Origin of the sequence: Bradyrhizobium paxllaeri, from assembly GCF_001693515.2 — a bacterium.
GTDB classification, from domain to species: Bacteria; Pseudomonadota; Alphaproteobacteria; order Rhizobiales; family Xanthobacteraceae; genus Bradyrhizobium; species Bradyrhizobium paxllaeri.
Genome location: NZ_CP042968.1, coordinates 1,519,275 through 1,539,777, shown reverse-complemented (window position 1 = coordinate 1,539,777; position 20,503 = coordinate 1,519,275). Strand labels below are relative to the sequence as shown.

The following is a 20,503-nucleotide window of genomic DNA, read 5'->3' as shown; positions in this document are numbered from 1 at the left end:
ATATAATCCTCACCCGCCGGTGAGCCTAGCTGGTCTCATTTGGAAGCCTCGTCCAATGCCAAATTCAACGCCAATACGTTAACACGCGGTTCGCCGAGCAATCCTGCCATGCGGCTCTGGGTGTGCTCCGCGACCAGTTCACGGACGCGTGCTTCCGGCAGGTTGCGGGCTTTGGCGACGCGCGGGACCTGGAATAGCGCGCCCTCGGGCGAAATATCCGGATCGAGCCCGCTGCCGGACGTCGTGACGAGATCGACCGGCACAGGCGAGGACGGGTTTTCGGTCCTGAGCTTGTCGACGTCCTCCTTGATCCGGTCGGCCAGCGCCTTGCTGGTCGGCCCAAGGTTGGAGCCGCCGGAGTTGGCGGCGTTATAGGGCGCGGGCACGGTCTTGCTCGGATCGGCCGGGTCCGGCGCCGAGGTCGCGGAGGGGCGGCCATGGAAATACTTGTCGTCCTTGAATTCCTGACCGATCAGGGCCGAGCCAATCACCTTGCCGTCCTTCTCGATCAGGCTGCCTTGCGCCTGCTTCGGGAAGATCGCACCGGCGACGGCGGTCATCGCGAGCGGATAGGCAAGGCCCGTGATCGCGGTGAGCAGCAGCAGGATGAGGATGGCGGGGCGAATTTCTCTGAGCATTGGTGTGTCTCCGATTTCTCCGTCATTGCGAGGAGCGAAGCGACGAAGCAATCCATTCTGTGTTTGCGGCGATATGGATTGCTTCGCTGCACTCGCAATGACGGTTGGGGTTTAGGCCAGCCCCAAGGCCGCAACCGCGAGGTCGATGGCCTTGATGCCGATGAAGGGAACGATGATGCCGCCGAGGCCGTAGATCAGCAGGTTACGGCGCAGCAGCGCGCCGGCGCCGACCGCACGATAGGCGACGCCTTTCAGCGCCAGCGGGATCAGCGCGATGATGATCAGCGCGTTGAAGATGATCGCCGAGAGGATCGCGCTTTGCGGGCTGGCGAGGTGCATGACGTTGAGCACTTCGAGCTGCGGGTAGAACGCCAGGAACATCGCCGGGATGATCGCAAAATACTTGGCGACGTCGTTGGCGATCGAGAACGTGGTCAACGCGCCGCGCGTCATCAGGAGCTGTTTGCCGATCTCGACCACCTCGATCAGCTTGGTCGGGTTGGAGTCGAGGTCGACCATGTTGCCGGCTTCGCGCGCGGCCTGCGTGCCGGTGTTCATGGCGACGCCGACGTCAGCTTGGGCAAGGGCCGGCGCGTCGTTGGTGCCGTCGCCGCACATCGCCACCAGCTTGCCCTTGGCCTGCTCGTCGCGGATCAGCTTCAGCTTGTCCTCAGGGGTTGCCTGCGCCAGGAAATCGTCGACGCCGGCTTCGGCGGCGATCGCAGCGGCCGTCATCGGATTATCGCCCGTGATCATCACGGTGCGGATGCCCATGCGGCGCAGTTCCGCAAAGCGCTCGCGGATTCCGCCCTTGACGATGTCCTTGAGATGGATGACGCCGAGCAGCTTGCCATCCTTGGCAACCGCGAGCGGCGTACCGCCGGCTTTGGAAATTTCGTCGGCAATGGCCTGGATTTCGCGTCCAGTTTCGGACATGGCGCCCGTTTGCAGCGCACGAACCGCATTGCCGGAGGCAACCGCCCGAATGCCGCCGCCATCGACGTAGTTGAGGATCGCATCCACCGCGCCCTTGCGGACGGTAGACGAGCCGGCATCGATGCCGCTCATGCGCGTCTGCGCGGCGAAAGGAATGAAGGTCGCGGCGAGCTCGTTCATGTCGCGCCCGCGGATACCGTATTTCTCTTTCGCCAGCACGACGATTGAACGTCCTTCGGGCGTTTCGTCGGCCAGCGAGGCGAGTTGGGCTGCATCCGCCAATTCCTGCTCGGTGACGCCGCGGACGGGACGAAATGCGGTGGCCTGCCGGTTGCCGAGCGTGATGGTGCCGGTCTTGTCGAGCAGCAGCGTGTCGACATCGCCGGCGGCTTCAACGGCTCGGCCGGACATTGCGAGCACATTGAAGCGCACCAGGCGATCCATGCCGGCGATACCGATCGCCGACAATAGCGCGCCGATCGTAGTCGGGATCAGCGTGACGAACAGTGCAACCAACACCACGACCGAAATCGAGCCGCCCGCATAGGCCGCATAGCTCGGGATCGTCACGGTCGCGAACACGAAGATGATGGTGAGGCCCGCGAGCAGGATGTTGAGCGCGATCTCGTTCGGCGTTTTCTGCCGCTCGGCGCCCTCCACCAGCTTGATCATGCGGTCGATGAAGGTCGAGCCTTGCGCTGCCGTGATGCGGACGCGGATCCAGTCGGACAACACCTGCGTGCCGCCGGTCACCGCCGAGCGGTCGCCACCGGATTCGCGGATCACCGGCGCCGATTCACCTGTTATTGCGGCTTCGTTCACCGACGCCACGCCCTCGATCACTTCGCCGTCGGACGGGATGTTGTCACCCGCCTCGACCAGGACGATATCGCCCACCTTCAGGCTGGTGCCGGAGACCAGACGATAGGATCGGTCGGAGCCTTCCAGCAGCTTGGCCTTGCTTTCGGTGCGGGTCTTCTTCAGCGATTCCGCCTGGGCCTTGCCGCGGCCTTCGGCAACGGCTTCGGCGAAATTGGCGAACAGTACGGTGAACCACAGCCACAGGATGATTTGAAAGGTGAAGGCGAGCCCCTCTCCGCCCGTCACCAGATTGCGCAGGAAGATGACGGTCGTGAGCGCGGCGACGATCTCGACCACGAACATCACGGGATTCTTGATCATCAGCCGTGGATCAAGTTTTGCAAATGCCGCGCGGATCGCGGGCACGACGATTTTCGGATCGAGCATCGCCGAAGCTGTCGCCTTTTTCTGCAGTTTCATGGTTTCCATGGATGTTACTCCGAAAGATCAGAACAACGTGTTGGCGTTCATGGCCAGGTGCTCGACGATCGGGCCGAGCGCGAGCGCCGGGAAGAAGGTCAAGCCGCCGATGATCAGGATTACGCCAACGACGAGGCCAACGAACAGGCCGCCGGTGGTCGGCAGCGTGCCGGCCGAGGGCGGAATCGATTTCTTGGAAGCGAGCGATCCCGCCAATGCCATCGCCGGAACGATCATGAAGAAGCGGCCGACGAACATCGAGCTGGCGAGCGTGAGATTGTAGAAGAAGGTGTTGCCGGTCAGGCCGCCGAAGGCCGAGCCGTTATTGCCGGTCGCCGAGGTGAAGGCATAGAGTACCTCGGTGAAGCCGTGCGGCCCGGCATTGGCCATCGACGCCACTGCCGAGGGCAGCACCACGGCGACCGCGGTCCAGCCGAGATACATCAGCGGCAGGACCAGAATGGCGAGCATCGCCATCTTGACCTCGCGCGCCTCGATCTTCTTGCCGACATATTCCGGCGTGCGGCCGACCATCAGGCCTGCGACGAAGATCGCCAGCACGACGAACAGCAGCATGCCGTAGAGTCCGGCGCCGACGCCGCCGACGATGATTTCGCCGAGTTGCATGTTGATCAGCGGGATCATGCCGCCGAGCGCAGTGAAGCTGTCATGCATGGCGTTAACCGCACCGCACGAGGCCGCCGTGGTGATGACCGCAAACAGCGAGGAGGCGACGATGCCGAAGCGGACTTCCTTGCCCTCCATGTTGCCGCCGGTCAGGCCGAGCGAGGCAAGGGTCGAGGTGCCGTTGGCCTCGGCCCAATAGGTGACGGCGACGCCAGCAAGGAACAGGACGCCCATGACGGCCAGGATCGCCCAGCCCTGCCGTTCGTTGCCGACCATGCGGCCGAATACGTTGGTGAGCGCGGCGCCGAGCGCGAAGATCGAGATCATCTGCACGAAGTTCGACAGCGCGGTCGGATTCTCGAAGGGATGCGCGGCATTGGCATTGAAGAAGCCGCCACCATTGGTGCCGAGCGTCTTGATCGCGACCTGCGAAGCGACGGGACCGACCGCGATGGTCTGCTTGGCGCCTTCCAGTGTCGTCGCCTCGACATAAGGCTGAAGCGTCTGCGGCATGCCCTGCCACACCAGGAACAGCGTGTAGACGATGCAGATCGGCAGCAACACATAAAGGGTGCAGCGCGTCACATCGACCCAGAAATTGCCGATGGTGCGCATCGAGGAGCGGGAAAAGCCGCGGATCAGCGCCACTGCCAGCGCGATGCCGGTTGCCGCCGACAAGAAGTTCTGATGTGTCAGGCCCAGCATCTGCACCAGGTACGACAGCGTGCTCTCGCCGCCGTAGTTCTGCCAGTTGGTGTTGGTGATGAAGGAGATCGCGGTGTTGAACGAGAGGTCCTGCGCGACCGCGGATTGCCCCGCCGGATTAAACGGCAACAGGGCCTGCAACCGCATCAGACCATAGATGATCAGGAAGCCGCCGACATGAAACAGCAGCATGGCGACCGTGTAGGTCAGCCAGTGCTGTTCGCGCCGTTCATCGACGCCCGAGATCCAGTAAAGGCCGCGCTCCACGGGACGCAGCACCGGTGACAGGAAGGTGGCCTCGCCGTTGAACACGCGCGTCATGTACCAGCCGAGCGGTTTGACGAGCGCGACCACGATGGCGCAGTACAGGATAATTTGAAACCAGCCGATGACAGTCATTGTCCGAAACCCTTCAGGATCTTCTTGCGGGCAGCAGCAGATGCACGAGCGCGAGCAGGAGCGCCGATGTGACGACAAACGCCAGTATGACTTCCACCAGCGTAATCATGGCGCGCTCAGAAGCGTTCCGGCCGCAACAGTGCGTAGGTCAGGTAGAACAACAGGCCGAGCGAGACGAGGCCGGCAAGCGAGTAATCGAAGATCATGGCACGCTCCTCCATAGCGTTTTCAAGCGAAGTGGATTCCGGTTCGCGTGAAGAAAACGCGTCAACATCTAAAGCCGTTCACAGGCGTAGGCGTAACCGATGCCTGCCACAAAGAAGCCGAGGCCGAGCGCCAGCATGAAAATGTCCATCATGGGATGTTCCTATGCGACGTGAGCCGGCCGCGCGAATGGCCAGCGTATTGGATGGCTGTGAGGTGCCACCGGACGCATAGGTTTTCGAGACGGGAGGAATAGCGACGTTATAGGAATCTCATAAAGACGACCCAGTCGTCCCTGCGAACGCAGGGACCCATAGCGACCGGCCGTAATTGAGCGAATGCCGTCGGCCACTCTGCTTAATCGAAAGAGCAACGCGGTATGGGTCCCTGCGTTCGCAGGGACGACAAGCAATTACCTTTATGAAATCCCTATTTCTTCGCCCCTCGCCTGCTCTCGCTTTCAAATGGCGATCTGGCCAATTTCGTCGGTGCGGCTATCGCAACAGCCGCGCCAAAAGAGAGATACGGCCATGTCGATTCTCCTCGAGCAAACCCTCCCCGCTGCGCTCAGCGACCGGCTTCGCGATGCCTTTTGTGTCACGGCCGAGTTCTTGTCTGACATCATCAGCGAAACCTGCCGGCGCTTTCCCTCTGCGAACGGGAACGCCAGAACCGCCCGCATCGAGCGGCTGATCCAGTCGCAAGCCTGGACCGACGCGGCGCTGGCGCTGATCGACCTGGAGCTGCCGCAATGGCAGATCCGCCGCCTCGCCTATGATGAAGGCGAATGGTACTGCGCACTGTCACGGCAGCGCGAATTACCCGAATGGCTCGACCAGTCGATCGAGGGCCGTCACGCCGACCTGGCGCTGGCGATCCTGAGCGCATTCGTCGAGGCCCAGCGCGTCAGCGCACCGGCATGGCGAACCAGCGTGCCAAGCGTGCCCCAGGAAACGAACCCGCAGTACGAACCGCTCTGCAGCGACAATTTCGCCTGAGGCAAGGCCGCCATGCAACATTGGCCGAACCTCGCGCACCCATGCGTGCTCACCCAGGCCCTCGGCTGACCGCTCATCGAAAGCTATCGCGATCCTACGCGATCCTTATGAGATCGCTCGCGCACTCCGCTCGAATTCATATCGAGCCGCAAAGATATTCAAAGGCACTACCCGTCTCGTAAAGGAATACCAACGTGAAACTCGTCGAACCTCCATCGTGCAGCGCCGCGTCAACCATTGTCGTCATTGGCCGCAATCGGCACGGCCAATGGGTCGCCCAGGAGCAGAACGGCCTCTATGGCGGCCTGTTCGTCAACCGCGCGCAGGCCCTGAAATACGCACTGTTCGAGAACGGCCATCACCCGGAAACCATCGTCGAACTGTCGCGAGAAATCGAACTTGAGATGCATGACAGCGGTGGAGTGGTTCGCCGGACAGCCGGCGGCGACCGTACAGAGCTCGGCAAGACCTCCTGATTCCCCATGATGTCACTAGCTGCTCCCACCGACTGGCTCATCGGCTACATCGCCGATCTCCCCACCCCGTTCGACGGGAGTGACGAACTCGATCTCAACGCATTCGCCACGCTGTGCGAACGCCAGATCGATGCCGGCGCTTCCGCGATCGTCGTCGGCGAAACCGCCGGCGAGATGTCGACCTTGACGACGAAGGAGAGGCTTCGCCTCATTTGCTGCGCCGTCGAGACCGCGCAGGGCCGCGCCCGCATCATTGCGGGCGCCGGATCCAACTCAACCGATCGCGCGATCGAATTGACGACGCGCGCCGAGCACGCCGGTGCCGACGCCGTGCTGTCGGTCGTACCCTACTACAACAAGCCGACGCAGGAGGGCATGGTCGCGCATTTCCGCGCCATCGCCGCCTCCACCGCGCTGCCGGTGATCCTGCACGACATCCCCGCGCGGACCGTCCGCGAACTGACCGACGCAACGTTGTCGAGGCTGGCCGAGTCAGCGCAGTTCATCGGATTGCTGGACCGCACCGGCAGTATCGCGCGTTCTGCCCGCCTGCGGCCGCGGCTGCCGCGGTATTTCCGTCTGTTCACCGCGATGACGCCACTGCGTCAGCCTACATGGCGGCCGGCGGCCATGGCTGCGTTTCGGCGGTAGCCAACATCGTCCCGGTATCGTGCCGGGCGCTCCACGCAGATCTCAGGCAGGGTCAGCTTCAATCCGCGCTGCACTTGGCCGACCGACTGCAACCAGTGGCCGAATTGCTGGCCGCTGATCATCCGGCCAGCCTGAAATGCGCGCTGGCGCTGCTCGGCCTGATCCGGCCCGATACGCGCCTGCCGCTCGTGCCGTTGGACGAAACGGCCAAGTCCTTGGTCGAGGTCGCCATCGCCCGCCTTTCCGACGAAGACCCGGTCAGCCCTCGCCGTGCCTTGCCCGCCACGCCGGTCCGGGACCGCGCATGTAATGGGCCTCCGGGCGATAAGCCCTGATCGGCTCGTTGCCGAACCATGTCAGCAAGCGAGCCAGTGCGCGCAGCAGCGCGACCGATATGGATGAAACTTGTCGCATATCAAAAATCCCATTTCTCGCCGAGGTGCAGCGGCTGGCGCGGAAATCGGTCGCCATGCGCCACAGCGTCGGCTTGGTGCGTCCAGTTCACGCGGGCCGCGGCATGCAGCCGCAATTCGTTGCGCAGCCGGCGGATCTTTGCGGCGGCGATTGCGCGGTGGATTGTCCTCCGTGCACTCCGTACGCGACGGAACGTGCGGCCAATGGAGAAGCCGGCAGCCGAACCATGCCACCGGTCGTGATGCGAATAGAAAAGAGTCATGTCCATACTCCCGATCTGGCGCGAGGTGTGCGCCTGATCGAACATGCGGAGATACGCATATGATTTCGAGAGGCGCGGCGATCCTTTCACATAGGTACGGTATAAAGATCGGCAGGGTTCACCAGCATGATCGAAAGGTTTTGCGGGAACATCGTCGATCCGGTCGCATTGACGATGGATTTCGTGGTGCTAGCCTGTTTCGAAAATGCCGCCGCGAAGCACGGCTTAGCAACAATCATTCGGGGTGGAAGCCATGAACGTCGCCTCGTCAGGCGCTGCAAAGACCGAGCCGGTCACCTCCGACGGCGTGGTCGCGGCCGGCGTCTATGTCGAGGGACGGCGCGTTGCCAATATCGCCATTGACGAAGCCTCGAGCTGGCGCAGCAAGCCCGACCATGTGGTCTGGATCGGCCTGCACGAGCCTGACATGGCGGTGCTCAGCCGTGTGCAGCGGCAGTTCGAGTTGCACGACCTTGCGATCGAGGATGCCGACCATGCGCATCAGCGGCCGAAGATCGAGCAGTATGGCGACGCACTGTTCATCGTGGCGCGCACGGCGCAGCTCGACGGCAACAGCATCGCATTCGGCGAGACGCATCTGTTCGTCGGCGAGGGATACATCGTCTCGGTGCGCCACGGCGCCTCGACGTCCTACAAGGCGGTTCGCGAGCGCTGCGAGAGCTGCCCGCGCGCGCTCGCCCGCGGCGAGGACTACATTCTCTATGCCATCCTCGATTTCATCGTCGACAATTACTCGCCTGTGATCGAGACCATCCAGGAAGAAGTCGAGGCGATGGAGGAGCAGGTACTCGCCAGCGCAATGACGCGGGCGCAGATCGAGCGGCTGTACATGCTGCGTCGCGACCTGTTGCGCCTGCGCAATGCGGTCGGCCCGCTGGTCGAGGTCTGCCGCCGGCTGGAGCACGACAATCTGCCGATGGTGCGGCCGGCGATGCGGCCGCTGTTCCGCGACGTCACTGACCATGTTCGCACGGTGCAGGAGCGGATCGATTCGCTTCGCGAGGTGCTGGCATTTGCCTTCGAGGCGAGCCTGCTGGTCGGCCAGGCGCAGGAAACCGCGGTGTCCAAGAAGCTGGCCTCATGGCTCGCCATCATCGCGGTCCCGACCGCGATCGCCGGCATCTACGGCATGAACTTCAAACACATGCCGGAGCTGGAGTGGGAATACGGCTATTTCGGCGTGATTGGCACCATCCTGCTCGTATGCGCAGGATTGTTCTGGCGCTTCCGCCGCGCCGGCTGGTTGTAGGATGACCTGCCGAAAGCCGTGTTTTTGCGGGCGCAAACGGGTACCCACCTTGCTCAAGACGGTATAGAATACCGGCGAGCCAACGATCAGGCAGACGGACGATTACCATGACTGCCATATCGGCGCCCCGAACCATCATCTCCATCATTGCCCTTGTTGCGGCCTGTGGCGTGGCAGTTGCCGCCACCATCTTTTACGTCCGCCGCGAGGCGCCGGCTGATACCACCGCCGTGACAAATGCTCCGGCAATCTCAGGGCCCGCATCGGACGGGCGCGGGCCGAGTCCAACCCCGCTGGCAACGGCCAAGGCGGAAGCCAACGCCGTGGTGGATGCGCTGATCGGGCCGCCACCAGCGCCGGAGAACAGCGATGGCGTGCCGACGTTCGACGTCGCCCGTATCGAGCCATCTGGCGAAGCTGTTATCGCCGGTCGGGCGGCGCCGGGCGCAACGGTCGAGTTGCTGCGCAACGGCGAAGTGCATGATCGCGCGGTCGCGGATCCATCCGGGCAGTTCGTCATGATCCCGCCTCGGCTTCCGTCAGGCACTTACGACCTGACGCTGCGCGCCAAACAGGCGGACGGCAAACTGATGATATCCAAGCAGCGCGTGACGACGGCGCTGGAGCCGAAATCGATCGAACGGCCGATGGTGGCACTGGTGACGCCGGACAAGCCTACTGTCGTGCTGTCGCAACCGGCCGAGTCAAAGCCGGCGGCAGGCGCCGTGGTTGTGGAGGCCGTCGAGATCGAGCCCGGCGGCAAGTTCCATGTGAGCGGGCAGGCGCGCCCCGGCGCGGGCTTGCGCCTTTATCTCAACGACAGCTTCGTTACGTCGGTGACGGCCGGCGCAGATGGACGTTTTGCGGTCACGATCAATGAAGGGGTCGCGCCGGGCAACTACCGTGTCAGGCTCGACGAAGCGTCGAACTCCGGCTCGGTGCGGGCACGCGCCGAGGTGCCGTTCAACGTTCCCGACACCGCGGTGACCGCATCCGTGTCGGGGCAGTCCAAGCGCGCGGACTCCAGCAGCGCACAACAGCCGCAGCTTGCGGCGGCGGGCGGTATCACCTTGCCTGATGGCGGCGCGCCGGCCTCGACCGTGGTCGTGCCGAAGATCACGACCACCACGGTCTCCCGCGGCGACAGCCTCTGGCGTCTCAGCCAGCTCTCATATGGCGCCGGCACGCGCTATTCGGTGATCTACAAGGCGAACCGGGAACAGATCCGGAATCCCAACCTGATTTATCCCGGCCAGATCTTCGTTCTTCCGGCGCAGTGACGCTCCGTCATCATCGCGATGACGTCATCACGGCGCCGTTGAACGATGATCTCGTCTACTCCGCCGCCGACTGCAGCGCCACCTTTTCCGCGCGCACGGCGCAGAACTTGAATTCGGGGATTTTTCCGAACGGATCGAGCGCGGGGTTGGTGAGCAGATTCGCCGCCGCCTCCGCGTAGCAGAACGGCATGAACACCATGTTTTCCGGCACATCGCGGTCGGAGCGCACCTTGACCTCGACGGCGCCGCGGCGTGTCTCCAGGCGGATGAAATCGCCGGGCCAGACGCTTAAGCGCCGCATGTCCTTCGGCGACATGAACGCCACCGCCTCGGGCTCGATCTGGTCGAGCACCTGCGCACGCCGCGTCATCGAGCCGGTGTGCCAGTGCTCGAGCACGCGCCCCGTGGACAGCACCATCGGATATTCGGCGTCGGGCAGCTCATCCGGCGGAATCACCTTGGCGGGCACGATCTTGCCGCGGCCGCTCGCGGTCGGGAAGCCGGTCGTGAAGATGATCTCATTGCCGGGCTTGCTGGGATCATCCGCCGGATAGGTGACGGCTCCTTCGCGCACCAGCCGTTCCCAGCTGATGTTCTTGAGCGAGGGCATCAGCTGCGCCATCTCGGTGTAGACGTCGCCGGGACCCGAATAATTCCACGGCAGCCCCATGCGCTTGCCGATCTCCTGGATGATCCAGAGATCCTGCCGCGCATCACCCGGCGGCTTGATCACCTGGCGCGCGAGCTGCACGCGGCGATCGGTGTTGGTGAACGAACCGTCCTTTTCCGCGAACGCAGAGGCCGGCAGGATGACGTCGGCGTGGAACGCGGTCTCGGTGACAAAGAGATCTTGCACGACGAGATGATCGAGCATCGCGAGCGCATGGCGCGCATGCTGGAGATCGGGATCGGACATCGCGGGGTTCTCGCCCTCGATGTACATGCCGTTGATCTCGCCGGCGTGGATCGCATTCATGATCTCGACCACGGTGAGGCCGCGGACGGGATCGAGGTCCTGGTCCCACAGCTTCTCGAAGTTGCCGCGCATGTCGTCGCGGCCGACGGGCTGGTAGTCGGGCAGGAACATCGGGATCAGGCCGGCGTCGGAGGCGCCCTGCACGTTGTTCTGACCGCGGAGCGGATGCAACCCAGTGCCGGGACGGCCGACCTGGCCGGTGATCAGGGCAAGCGCAATCAGGCAGCGCGCGTTATCGGTGCCGTGGACATGCTGGCTGATGCCCATGCCCCAGAAGATGATTGAGGACTTTGCGCGGGCGTAGGTTCTGGCGACCTCGCGCAGGGTCTCGGCATCGATGCCGCAGATCGGCGCCATCTTCTCCGGCGTGAACTCCTTGATCTTCTCCTCGAGGTCCTGGAATCCTTCGGTGTAACCGGCAATGTACTGGTCGTCGGTCAGGCCTTCGGTGATGATCGTGTTGATCATCGCATTGAGCATGGCGACGTCGGAGCCCGGCTTGAACTGCAAATGCTTCGTCGCGTGACGCGACAGCGTCTGCCTGCGTGGGTCCAGCACGAAGAGCTTCGCGCCCTTCTTGGCCGCGTTCTTGATGTAGGTCGCGGCGACCGGGTGGTTTACGGTCGGATTGGCGCCGATCACGATGATCACCTCGGCGTCCATCGCAGCCGCAAACGGCGCCGACACTGCGCCCGAGCTCAGACCTTCGAACAGCGCTGCGACCGATGAGGCGTGGCACAGCCGCGTGCAGTGGTCTACATTGTTGGAGCCGAAGCCGGTGCGGACCAGCTTCTGGAACAGGTACGCCTCTTCGTTGGAGCCCTTGGCAGAGCCGAAACCGGCGAGCGCTTTCACGCCCTTCTCGTCGCGAATCTTGACGAGACCTTTTGCTGCAATATCCAGCGCCTCTTCCCACGACGCCTCGCGGAAATGCGTGAACGGATTGGCCGGATCGACTTGATCGTTGGCATCCTTCTTCGCGTTCGGCAGCCGCACCAGCGGCTTGGTCAGGCGGTGCGGATGATGGATGTAGTCAAAGCCGAAGCGGCCCTTGACGCAGAGGCGGTTGTGGTTGGCCGGGCCGTCGCGACCCTCGGCATAGATGACCTTCTCGTCCTTGACCTGATAGGTGACCTGGCACCCGACGCCGCAGAACGGGCACAGCGAGTCGACCTTCTTGTCCGCATAGGTGACGCGGGTCTGCTTCTCGTCCAGCATGACCGACGGCATAAGCGCGCCGGTCGGGCAGGCCTGCACGCATTCACCGCAAGCCACGCAGGTGGACTCACCCATGGGATCGTCGAAGTCGAACACGATCTTGGCGCCGGCATTGCGATAGGCCATGCCGATGACGTCGTTGACCTGCACTTCGCGGCAGGCGCGCACGCACAGGCCGCACTGGATGCAGGCGTCCAGATTGACGCTCATCGCGGGATGGCTGGTGTCGCCCGACCAGCGCTCGGCCGCCGGGAAACGGCTCTCGGTGACCTCGACCTTTTCGGCCCAGTGCCAGAATTTCGAATCGGGATCGTGCGAAGTCTCGCGCGCCGGCTGGTCGGCGACCAGAAGCTCCAGCACCATCTTCTGCGCCGCGACCGCACGCGCGCTCTCGGTCTTCACCTTCATGCCGACGCTTGGCGTGCGCTTGCAGGACGCCGCCAGCACGCGTTCGCCCTCAATCTCGACCATGCAGGCGCGGCAATTGCCGTCGGGCCGATAGTCGGGCTCCGGCGAGTAGCACAGATGCGGAATTTCCTTCTGGTGGCGTTTTGCCACTTGCCAGATGGTCTCGCCCGCGCTGGCCTCGACTTGCTTGCCGTCGAGCTCGAATTGAATCTTCGTCATTCCGCAGCCTCGTTCGGCACGAATTCTTCCGGAAAATATTTAATCACTGAGGTCAGCGGATTCGAGGCCGCCTGCCCTAACCCGCAAATTGAGGCATCGCGCATCGCCTGGCTCAACTGGTCGAGCAGTTCGCGGTCCCACACCGGACGCTGCATCAACAGCGCCGCCTTCTGGGTGCCGACCCGGCACGGCGTGCACTGGCCGCAGCTTTCATCCTCGAAGAACTTCATCAGGTTCAGCGCCGCATCCTTCACGCTGTCTTGCTCGGACATGATGATGACGGCGGCGGAACCGATGAAGCAGCCGTATTTCTCCAGCGTGCCGAAATCGAGCGGAATATTGTCCATCGACGCCGGCAGGATTCCGCCCGACGCCCCGCCCGGCAGATAGGCGTGGAACGTGTGGCCATCCGCCATGCCGCCGCAGAATTCATCGATCAGTTCACGCACCGTCAGGCCCGCCGGCGCAAGCTTCACACCCGGATTCTTGACGCGGCCGGAGACCGAATAACTGCGCAGCCCATGGCGGCCGTTGCGGCCGTACGAATTCCACCAGGATGGGCCCTTCTCGACGATGTCGCGCACCCAGAACAGCGTCTCGATGTTGTTGATCAGCGTCGGCAGGCCAAACAGCCCGACCTGGAACGGGTATGGCGGCTTGTGTCGCGGCAAACCGCGCTTGCCTTCGATGCTTTCCAGCAGCGAGGATTCCTCGCCGCAGATATAGGCGCCGGCGCCACGACGGACGTGGATCGTCGGACCGCCGGGCGGCAGCTTGGCGAGTTCGAGGGGAAGCACCTTGAGCGCCGCCGGATATTCGTCGCGGAGGTAGATATAGACATCGGTCGCATCGACGATATGCGCGCCGATCAGCGTGCCCTCGATGAATCGATGCACGTCGCGAAGCAGATAGAAGCGATCCTTGAACGTGCCGGGCTCACCTTCGTCGCCATTCACCGCCATCAGCCGCGGCCCGGGCTCGCCGAGCACCGCGCGCCATTTGCGCCCGGTCGGGAAGCCGGCGCCGCCAAGGCCGCGCAGGCTGGAATCGTCGAGCGCCTTCAGAATGTCTTCCTTGCTGACGCGGCCGGCGCGCAGATCGCCCAACAGCTTGTAGCCGCCGTCCTTCACATAGCTGTCGTAGTCGACATAGGGCGGAATTTCGGGATGAACCTCGCCGCGCGCCGCGGTCGCCAGCACTTCGGGCGCGGTCGCCTTGAAAACGTAGTGATGGCCGACCTCGGCCACCGGCGCCACATCGCACAGTCCGACACAGGGCGCCCGCACCACGCGCACCTCCGGCCCGGCGCCGCGCTGCAATTCCTGCAGCAACTGCTCGGCCCCCATCATGGCGCAGGTCAGCGAATCGCAGACCCGAATGGTAAGCGGCGCAATATCCGGCTCGCCCTCCTTCACCACGTCGAAATGCGCGTAGAAGGTCGCGGTCTCGAACACCTCCGCAAAGGACAGATTCATCTCGTCGGCAAGGGCGGCGAGATGGGCGGCCGAGATCTGGTGGTACTTGTCCTGGATCAGGTGCAGATGCTCGATCAGGAGATCGCGCCGCCGCGGCCGGTCGCCGAGCAGAAGCTCGATCTCGTGCGCTGCGGTAGGGTCGACCTGGCGGCCCTTCGGCGTCGCCTTTGCCCGCTTCCTTCCCGCGCCCGGATGTTCGAACGAGCGGACCTGCTGCACGTCATGGACATTCATTGATAGCGTCTCGTTCTCAGGACCAGATTAGATCGACTCTAATCACTGGCATGCCAGATGCCAAGCAAATTATGGCGTCTCGATAAGTATTTAAGTCGCTGGTGGTGGCAGGGTTCGGGCGTTCAAGCCTCGGCGACATCAGCTGGGTGTCGCCCTACCTGACGAGGGAATGAGAACTCGAAAACGACCGCAAGATCAATAAAGCCATCCTATGCTGCGATTGCGAAGGCGTATCGATCGAACCCCTGCGGAAGTCGTAGCCGCACAAGACGCCGCGGGAGCCATGCCTGGTCCCCCGCGGCGTCCTCTTGTATCAGAGTATCTTGACGGCGCTTTCCAGCGTCTTCCAGACGCCCCAGGCCAGCGGAATGCCGACGAAGGCCCAGAACAGCGCAGCCTTGGCGTCGAGCCCGCCGAAGCCGATGCCATAGGAGCCCGACGGCCCCGAAGCCCCGGCATTCGCCGTCGCCGCCTGCAGCTTGGCGACCTCGGCATCGCTCATGTGCCACTTCGCATCGACCGGCTTGATCAGGTAGTTGCAGATCAGGCCGGCGACCAGCATGGCGCACAGGATGTACATCGTGGTGTTGTAGAGTTGGTCGCGCGGAACACCGGCCGAGAGCTGGAATTCGCGGATGTAGTTCACCACCACAGGGCCGATGATGCCCGCCGTCGACCACGCCGTCAGCAGACGGCCATGGATGGCGCCGACGAACTGGGTGCCGAACATGTCGGCGAGATAGGCCGGCACGGTCGCGAAGCCGCCGCCATACATCGACAGGATGATGCCGAAGCCGAGCACGAACAGCAGCTTCGAGCCCATCGCGGCAAACGTCGGCGCCAGCGCGTAGAGCGCGATGCCGAGGATGAAGAAGGTGTAGTAGGTGTTCTTGCGGCCGATCTTGTCCGACAGCGACGCCCAGAAGAAGCGGCCGCCGATGTTGAACAGTGAGAGCAGCCCGGCGAAGCCCGCCGCGATGCCCGCAATCGTCGCCTTCTGTGTCGCGTCGAGCTGGTTGAAGCCGACATCGGGCAAACCGATCAGCTTGCCGGCGAAGATTTCCTGCAGCATCGGCGAGGCCATGCCGATCACACCGATGCCGGCGGAGACGTTGAGGCAGAGCACCCACCAGATCAGCCAGAACTGCGGCGTCTTGTGCGCGTCCTTCAGATGAACGTGGTTCTGCGAGATCATCGCATTGGCCTTTGCCGGCGGCGTCCAGCCCTCGGGCCGCCAGCCTGCCGGCGGAATGCGATAGCGGAAGGCGCCGATCATCATGAACACGAAATAGATCACGCCCATCGCGACGAAGGTTTCCCAGACGCCGACCGAGGTCGGGGTCTTGAAATAGTTCATCAGCAGGTTGGCCAGCGGCGCGCCGATCATGGCGCCGCCGCCAAAGCCCATGATCGCCATGCCGGTCGCCATGCCGCGCCGGTCAGGGAACCATTTCACCAGCGTCGACACCGGCGAGATGTAGCCGAGGCCGAGACCGACGCCGCCGATCACGCCCGAGCCGAGCCACAGCAACCAGAGCTGATGCGTGTAGATGCCGATCGCGCCGAGGAAGAGCCCGCCGCACCAGCACATCGCCGAGACGAAGCCGGCCTTGCGGGGGCCGACGCGCTCGAGCCAGCCGCCCCACACCGCTGCGGCAATGCCGAGCAGCACGAAGAACAGCGTGTACATCCAGCCCATGCTGGCGACCTTCCAGTCGCAGGTGGTGGTGAAGAGCTCCCGCACCAGCGTCATGTCGGCGCACGCCTTCGGCGCGCTCAGCCCGATCGCGCGCGATAGCGGCAGCCAGAACACGCTGAAGCCATAGGCCATGCCGATGCAGAGATGGATGCAAAGCGCGGCCGGCGGCACCAGCCAGCGGTTGAAGCCGGCTGTCGCGATCGTTCGCTCCTTGTCGAGGAGCCCGAGCGCACCTGACGGTGCAAGCGTGGCGTCGGCTGTACTCATAGAAAAAACCTCCGGGTTCGTGGCCTTACCGGCACGTCAGTTGGAAAGTTGAGGGATGGATGAGGGGCAGCGAAGCGCCGACCGGATGCGCATGGCCGGATCGGAGCGGATCTCAGGGCAAAATCGTTCGGAGTGCGGAGCAAGCGCGTCAGCAAAGCGACAAGCGACGGAACTCGCTTGCACGCTTGCCCACCTATCGACCGAACCTGCGGTCATCGCGCCCCCTCCCCACTCAGACTTCTTGAGTCAGAAGACAGCAATCGACGTGCCAAATGGCGCGATACAGAAAATCAATCACTTAGCAGGATGGTGTTGGCATCCACGGACAAAATGTCCTGATCGTTGCCGGACAAAATGTCCGGTCAGCTCGCCTCCGGCAGCCACACGCGGAAAGTGCTCCCCGCGTCAACCGCGCTCTCCACGGTAATCTGCCCACGCTGGCGCTTCACCAGCGTCTGGCTGATCGACAGGCCGAGGCCGGTGCCTTCGCGACGCTTGGATGTGAAGAAGGGATCGAACACCTTCTCCATGACTTCAGCGCTCATGCCGATGCCGGTGTCGGCCACTTCGATTGCAATACCCGGGTTCCCATCGCGATCGGCGTCGAAGGAGCGGAGAGTCAATGTGCCGCCGTCCGGCATGGCATGGATGGCGTTGACGATCAGGTTGATCACGACCTGCTGCAATTCGGTGCGGTTCATCAGGACCAGGCGGCTCGCGCGATCTTCCCGCACCACGCTGATTTCCGTCTTGTTCAGAAGATGCTGGACCAGCGGCAGGCAATCCAGCACGACGCTTCCCGGCGCATGGCGCTCGATATAGCCGGCATATTCCTCCGGCCGGGCGAACTGCAGAAGTTTCATGACGATCTGGCTGATGCGGTGGATCTGCTCATCCAATAGCCGGAACTCGACCTTGGCCTTATCGACGTCGGCGCCGATCACGCTGCGGATGACGTCGAGATTGCCCTGCATCACCGCGATGGGATTGTTGATCTCATGCGCCACGCCCGCGGTGATCTCGCCGATGGCGGCGAGCTTTTCGGACATGATGAGCTGCTTGGTGGTTGCCTCCAGCTTTAGATTGGCATGCTCGAGATCCTTCGTTCGCTCGCGTACCCGCGTGTTCAACTCCTCGTTCCACTCGCGCAATTGCCGGTCGCGCTCCTGGACCTGGTCGAGCAGGGTATCGAGTTGGAACGCCACGCGGCCGATCTCATCACCCGACACCGGCAGTTTGGTGCGGGCGGACAGGTTGCCGCTCTCCACCTCGCCGATCGTCGCCGTAACGCGTTCGAGCGGCATGAATATCGACTGCGCCCAGCGCAGGAAGATCGGCACGGTCGCCGCCGTGATCACGATGAACGCAAGCGCGATGATCAGCAGCGTCTCGAACTTGGCGTCGTTGAACGGCTTCTGCAGGAAGCCGACATAGAGCATGCCGACGCGCTTGCCATAGGTGTCGACCAGCGGCTCATAGGCCGAGATGTACCAGTCGTTGACGACGAAGGCGCTGTCCAGCCAGGTACGCCCTTCCCCCAGGACCGCGGAGCGGACCGCCGCCGACACCCGCGTTCCGAGCGCGCGCCGTCCCTCGAACAGGCGGACATTGGTCGATATCCGCACGTCGTCGAGAAACAGCGTTGCCGTGCCCTGGCTGCCCTCCGGCAGGCTCGCCTCGCGATAGACGAGGTCGTTGATCGTATCGATGAATTCGAGATTCTGGTTCAGCAGGATTCCACCAACCAGCGCGGCCGGCCCGCCTCCGGGAGCCGTTGCGCGGGCAGCAGCATGCACCACCATGCCGCTTGTTTCCGTACTGCGATCGGTCGGCACTGCGTTGGGCGTCGGCACCAGATCGAGACGCGCGCGCTCGGCGAGAACAGGCGAGATCGACGCAAGTTCGTCGTTGGTGAAGATGTCGATACCCGTCGACATGGCCTCGCCTGACAATGCCGACCTGATGATCGGCCAGTCGGCCCTTGGCGCGCCCTTGAGCGGGGGTGACGAGGCGACGACCTTTCCACCGGCGTCCACCAGATAGAGAAAGTCGAGACCGATTTCCTTGCGGGACTGTTCGAGCAACTCCACCACGGCGGCGAGGGTTTCACGCTCTTCCACCTCGCGGAAGCGGAACGAGAGACTGAGCCCGCGGATCTGAACACCGGTCTTTTCCAGAATACGGGCCAGATATTGGTGAGCGATGGTGAGATCACCATTCACCTTCGAAATCAGCGTGGCGTCGAAGCGCGCGTTCCAGCGATAGATGGCAACGCCGAGCAGAAGCGGCAGGATGACCAACATCGGCAGCAGCGCGATGGCAAGCAGCCGGAAGCGGACGGATTGCCCGCGCACCGGCGCGTCGATGCTGCCTGCCCGGTCAGCCATTCCATAACGCAAGTTTGCGATCGATGGTCTTGCGCGAAACCCCGAGCCGCCGCGCGGCTTCCTCGCGGTTGCCGCCGGTCTCCTTCAGCACCGAAAGAATATGCCGGCGCTCCAGATCCGCGAGACTGTCGGCGCTGGCAGCCTGCCCGTCGTTGCGCTGCGGTCCGGCGAAATCGTCCGGGAACGCGCCGAGGATCAAGGTGCGCTCGATCAGATTGCGCAACTCGCGCACATTGCCCGGCCAGTCGTAACTCGCCAGCGCGGCCCGCACCGAGTTGTCGATCGGAACCGGCGGCATGCCCAGTTGCATCGAGAGCTTGCTCATGAAGATGGTGGCGAGCTCCTGCACGTCGTCGCCGCGGTCCTTCAACAGCGGCAGATGAATCTGCATGACGTTGAGGCGGTAATACAGATCCGCGCGGAAGCGTCCCCTCTCCACTTCCTTCTGCAGATCGGCATTGGTCGCAAAGATGAAGCGAAGATCGACCGGCACTTCGCGCTCGGAGCCGACGGGACGCACGCGGCGGTCTTCCAACACGCGGAGCAGCTTGCTCTGCATCGGCAGCGGCAGTTCGCCGATCTCATCGAGGAACAGCGTGCCGCCATGGGCATAGAGGAACAGGCCTTCGCGGCCGCTGTCGGCACCGGTGAAGGCGCCCTTGATGTGGCCGAACAGCTCGCCCTCGATCATTTCAGGGGGAATCGCTGCGCAGTTCACCGGCACGAACGGCTTGTCGGCGCGGTCGGACAGCGAGTGAATCGAGCGCGCGGCGACTTCCTTGCCGGTACCGGATTCGCCGGTGAGCAGAATCGATGTCGGCAGGCGGGCGACGCGGGCAATGGTTTCCCGCACGCTGCGGGTCGCCGGCGATTCCCCGATCAGGTTATCACGCAGGAAGGTGCGATCGGAGGACGCGCGCAGCGCATAGCGCAAGACGTAATTCTCGCGCTGCAGCCTGACACGGTCGAGGCAGCGCGCCACCGCATTCAATATCTGGTTCGAGCGAAACGGCTTCAGCACGAAATCGACCGCACCGGCGCGTAGCGCCTGGATCGCGGTGTCGAGATCGGCATAGGCCGTGATCAGGATGGCATCGGCGAAAAAGCCGACGGCCCGCTGCTCGGCCAGCCAGTCGACACCGTTCTTGCCCGGCATGATGTTGTCGAGGATGACGACGTCGAACCGGCTCTTGTCGAGCTTGCGCGAGGCTTCGTCGGTATCGGCGGCCTCTTCCACATGCTTGCAGCGCGGCCCCAGGGTGCGCACCAGAAAATTGCGCATCCCGGGCTCGTCATCGACGATCAGGATCGAGGCCTGCGCCAGCGCGCTGAACTCGGGGCCGCCGGCCGATTTGCCTGACTTGGCCGCGGGTTCTGCCGCAGGGGATATCGCTGCACTCGCCTTCGATGTCGGGAGATTCATGCCGGGAGTTGTAGGTCCGATTGTCGCACCCGGCAATCACGCGCCGTAGTGAAGTC

General features: G+C 63.4%; 16 protein-coding genes. 6 read left to right on the top strand and 10 right to left on the bottom strand.

What is annotated here, in order from left to right:
* Positions 1-35: 35 nt before the first annotated feature.
* From LMTR21_RS07275 to LMTR21_RS07260, 4 genes are all read right to left on the bottom strand, one after another.
* Positions 36-638, bottom strand: a complete 603-nt coding sequence (locus LMTR21_RS07275) for a K(+)-transporting ATPase subunit C (RefSeq protein WP_065752782.1) — start codon at positions 636-638, stop codon at positions 36-38.
* Between the two features lie 111 nt (positions 639-749).
* Entirely contained in the window at positions 750-2,864 is a 2,115-nt protein-coding gene (gene kdpB, locus LMTR21_RS07270) for a potassium-transporting ATPase subunit KdpB (RefSeq protein ID WP_065752781.1), read from the bottom strand.
* 18 nt (positions 2,865-2,882) lie between these two features.
* The gene (kdpA, locus tag LMTR21_RS07265) at positions 2,883-4,586 is read right to left on the bottom strand and encodes a potassium-transporting ATPase subunit KdpA (RefSeq protein ID WP_065752780.1); all 1,704 of its coding nucleotides are present in this window, start codon (positions 4,584-4,586) and stop codon (positions 2,883-2,885) included.
* Between the two features lie 116 nt (positions 4,587-4,702).
* Positions 4,703-4,792 (bottom strand): K(+)-transporting ATPase subunit F, encoded by a 90-nt coding sequence (locus LMTR21_RS07260; RefSeq protein ID WP_016846764.1) that lies wholly within the window; start codon positions 4,790-4,792, stop codon positions 4,703-4,705.
* Positions 4,793-5,320: 528 nt separating this feature from the next.
* Between LMTR21_RS07260 and LMTR21_RS07250 the strand changes: the two genes are divergently transcribed.
* From LMTR21_RS07250 to LMTR21_RS41575, 4 genes are all read left to right on the top strand, one after another.
* On the top strand, positions 5,321-5,788 hold the full coding sequence (locus LMTR21_RS07250; RefSeq protein WP_065752779.1) for a hypothetical protein: 468 nt from the start codon (positions 5,321-5,323) through the stop codon (positions 5,786-5,788).
* Between the two features lie 194 nt (positions 5,789-5,982).
* Positions 5,983-6,264: a hypothetical protein gene (locus tag LMTR21_RS07245; protein WP_065752778.1), complete on the top strand. Its 282-nt coding sequence runs from the start codon at positions 5,983-5,985 to the stop codon at positions 6,262-6,264.
* A 6-nt stretch (positions 6,265-6,270) separates the two neighbouring features.
* Positions 6,271-6,915 (top strand): dihydrodipicolinate synthase family protein, encoded by a 645-nt coding sequence (locus LMTR21_RS07240; RefSeq protein WP_065752777.1) that lies wholly within the window; start codon positions 6,271-6,273, stop codon positions 6,913-6,915.
* Entirely contained in the window at positions 6,879-7,250 is a 372-nt protein-coding gene (locus LMTR21_RS41575; protein ID WP_065752776.1) for a dihydrodipicolinate synthase family protein, read from the top strand. The genes LMTR21_RS07240 and LMTR21_RS41575 overlap by 37 nt, the downstream gene beginning before the upstream one ends.
* An 80-nt stretch (positions 7,251-7,330) precedes the next feature.
* Here the strand turns inward: LMTR21_RS41575 and LMTR21_RS07235 are convergent, their stop codons facing one another.
* Positions 7,331-7,636 (bottom strand): hypothetical protein, encoded by a 306-nt coding sequence (locus LMTR21_RS07235; RefSeq protein ID WP_065752775.1) that lies wholly within the window; start codon positions 7,634-7,636, stop codon positions 7,331-7,333.
* A 208-nt stretch (positions 7,637-7,844) separates the two neighbouring features.
* Between LMTR21_RS07235 and LMTR21_RS07230 the strand changes: the two genes are divergently transcribed.
* The gene (locus tag LMTR21_RS07230; RefSeq protein WP_065752774.1) at positions 7,845-8,861 is read left to right on the top strand and encodes a magnesium and cobalt transport protein CorA; all 1,017 of its coding nucleotides are present in this window, start codon (positions 7,845-7,847) and stop codon (positions 8,859-8,861) included.
* Between the two features lie 107 nt (positions 8,862-8,968).
* Positions 8,969-10,141: a LysM peptidoglycan-binding domain-containing protein gene (locus LMTR21_RS07225; protein WP_065752773.1), complete on the top strand. Its 1,173-nt coding sequence runs from the start codon at positions 8,969-8,971 to the stop codon at positions 10,139-10,141.
* A 55-nt stretch (positions 10,142-10,196) separates the two neighbouring features.
* On the opposite strand, the gene fdhF is transcribed toward LMTR21_RS07225, so the two are convergent.
* From fdhF to LMTR21_RS07200, 5 genes are all read right to left on the bottom strand, one after another.
* Entirely contained in the window at positions 10,197-12,962 is a 2,766-nt protein-coding gene (fdhF, locus tag LMTR21_RS07220) for a formate dehydrogenase subunit alpha (RefSeq protein ID WP_065752772.1), read from the bottom strand.
* Positions 12,959-14,671, bottom strand: a complete 1,713-nt coding sequence (locus LMTR21_RS07215) for an NADH-ubiquinone oxidoreductase-F iron-sulfur binding region domain-containing protein (RefSeq protein ID WP_065752771.1) — start codon at positions 14,669-14,671, stop codon at positions 12,959-12,961. Before LMTR21_RS07215 ends, fdhF begins: the two co-directional genes overlap by 4 nt.
* Positions 14,672-14,984: 313 nt before the next feature.
* A complete protein-coding gene (locus LMTR21_RS07210; protein WP_065752770.1) occupies positions 14,985-16,637 on the bottom strand; it encodes an OFA family MFS transporter in 1,653 nt (550 codons plus the stop codon).
* Positions 16,638-16,999: 362 nt separating this feature from the next.
* Positions 17,000-19,024, bottom strand: a complete 2,025-nt coding sequence (locus LMTR21_RS07205; RefSeq protein ID WP_065752769.1) for a sensor histidine kinase — start codon at positions 19,022-19,024, stop codon at positions 17,000-17,002.
* Positions 19,017-20,447 carry a sigma-54-dependent transcriptional regulator gene (locus tag LMTR21_RS07200; protein WP_065752768.1) on the bottom strand — a complete coding sequence of 477 codons (1,431 nt, stop codon included), beginning with the start codon at positions 20,445-20,447 and terminating at the stop codon, positions 19,017-19,019. The genes LMTR21_RS07205 and LMTR21_RS07200 overlap by 8 nt, the downstream gene beginning before the upstream one ends.
* Positions 20,448-20,503: the final 56 nt, after the last annotated feature.

Coding starts and splice junctions, on each gene's coding strand:
- LMTR21_RS07230 (WP_065752774.1), top strand. CDS start 7,845: ATGAACGTCGCCTCGTCAGGCGCTGCAAAGACCGAGCCGGTCACCTCC.
- LMTR21_RS07225 (WP_065752773.1), top strand. CDS start 8,969: ATGACTGCCATATCGGCGCCCCGAACCATCATCTCCATCATTGCCCTT.
- LMTR21_RS41575 (WP_065752776.1), top strand. CDS start 6,879: ATGGCGGCCGGCGGCCATGGCTGCGTTTCGGCGGTAGCCAACATCGTC.
- LMTR21_RS07200 (WP_065752768.1), bottom strand. CDS start 20,447: ATGAATCTCCCGACATCGAAGGCGAGTGCAGCGATATCCCCTGCGGCA.
- LMTR21_RS07215 (WP_065752771.1), bottom strand. CDS start 14,671: ATGAATGTCCATGACGTGCAGCAGGTCCGCTCGTTCGAACATCCGGGC.
- LMTR21_RS07205 (WP_065752769.1), bottom strand. CDS start 19,024: ATGGCTGACCGGGCAGGCAGCATCGACGCGCCGGTGCGCGGGCAATCC.
- kdpA (WP_065752780.1), bottom strand. CDS start 4,586: ATGACTGTCATCGGCTGGTTTCAAATTATCCTGTACTGCGCCATCGTG.
- fdhF (WP_065752772.1), bottom strand. CDS start 12,962: ATGACGAAGATTCAATTCGAGCTCGACGGCAAGCAAGTCGAGGCCAGC.
- LMTR21_RS07275 (WP_065752782.1), bottom strand. CDS start 638: ATGCTCAGAGAAATTCGCCCCGCCATCCTCATCCTGCTGCTGCTCACC.
- LMTR21_RS07250 (WP_065752779.1), top strand. CDS start 5,321: ATGTCGATTCTCCTCGAGCAAACCCTCCCCGCTGCGCTCAGCGACCGG.
- LMTR21_RS07260 (WP_016846764.1), bottom strand. CDS start 4,792: ATGATCTTCGATTACTCGCTTGCCGGCCTCGTCTCGCTCGGCCTGTTG.
- kdpB (WP_065752781.1), bottom strand. CDS start 2,864: ATGGAAACCATGAAACTGCAGAAAAAGGCGACAGCTTCGGCGATGCTC.
- LMTR21_RS07210 (WP_065752770.1), bottom strand. CDS start 16,637: ATGAGTACAGCCGACGCCACGCTTGCACCGTCAGGTGCGCTCGGGCTC.
- LMTR21_RS07235 (WP_065752775.1), bottom strand. CDS start 7,636: ATGTTCGATCAGGCGCACACCTCGCGCCAGATCGGGAGTATGGACATG.
- LMTR21_RS07240 (WP_065752777.1), top strand. CDS start 6,271: ATGATGTCACTAGCTGCTCCCACCGACTGGCTCATCGGCTACATCGCC.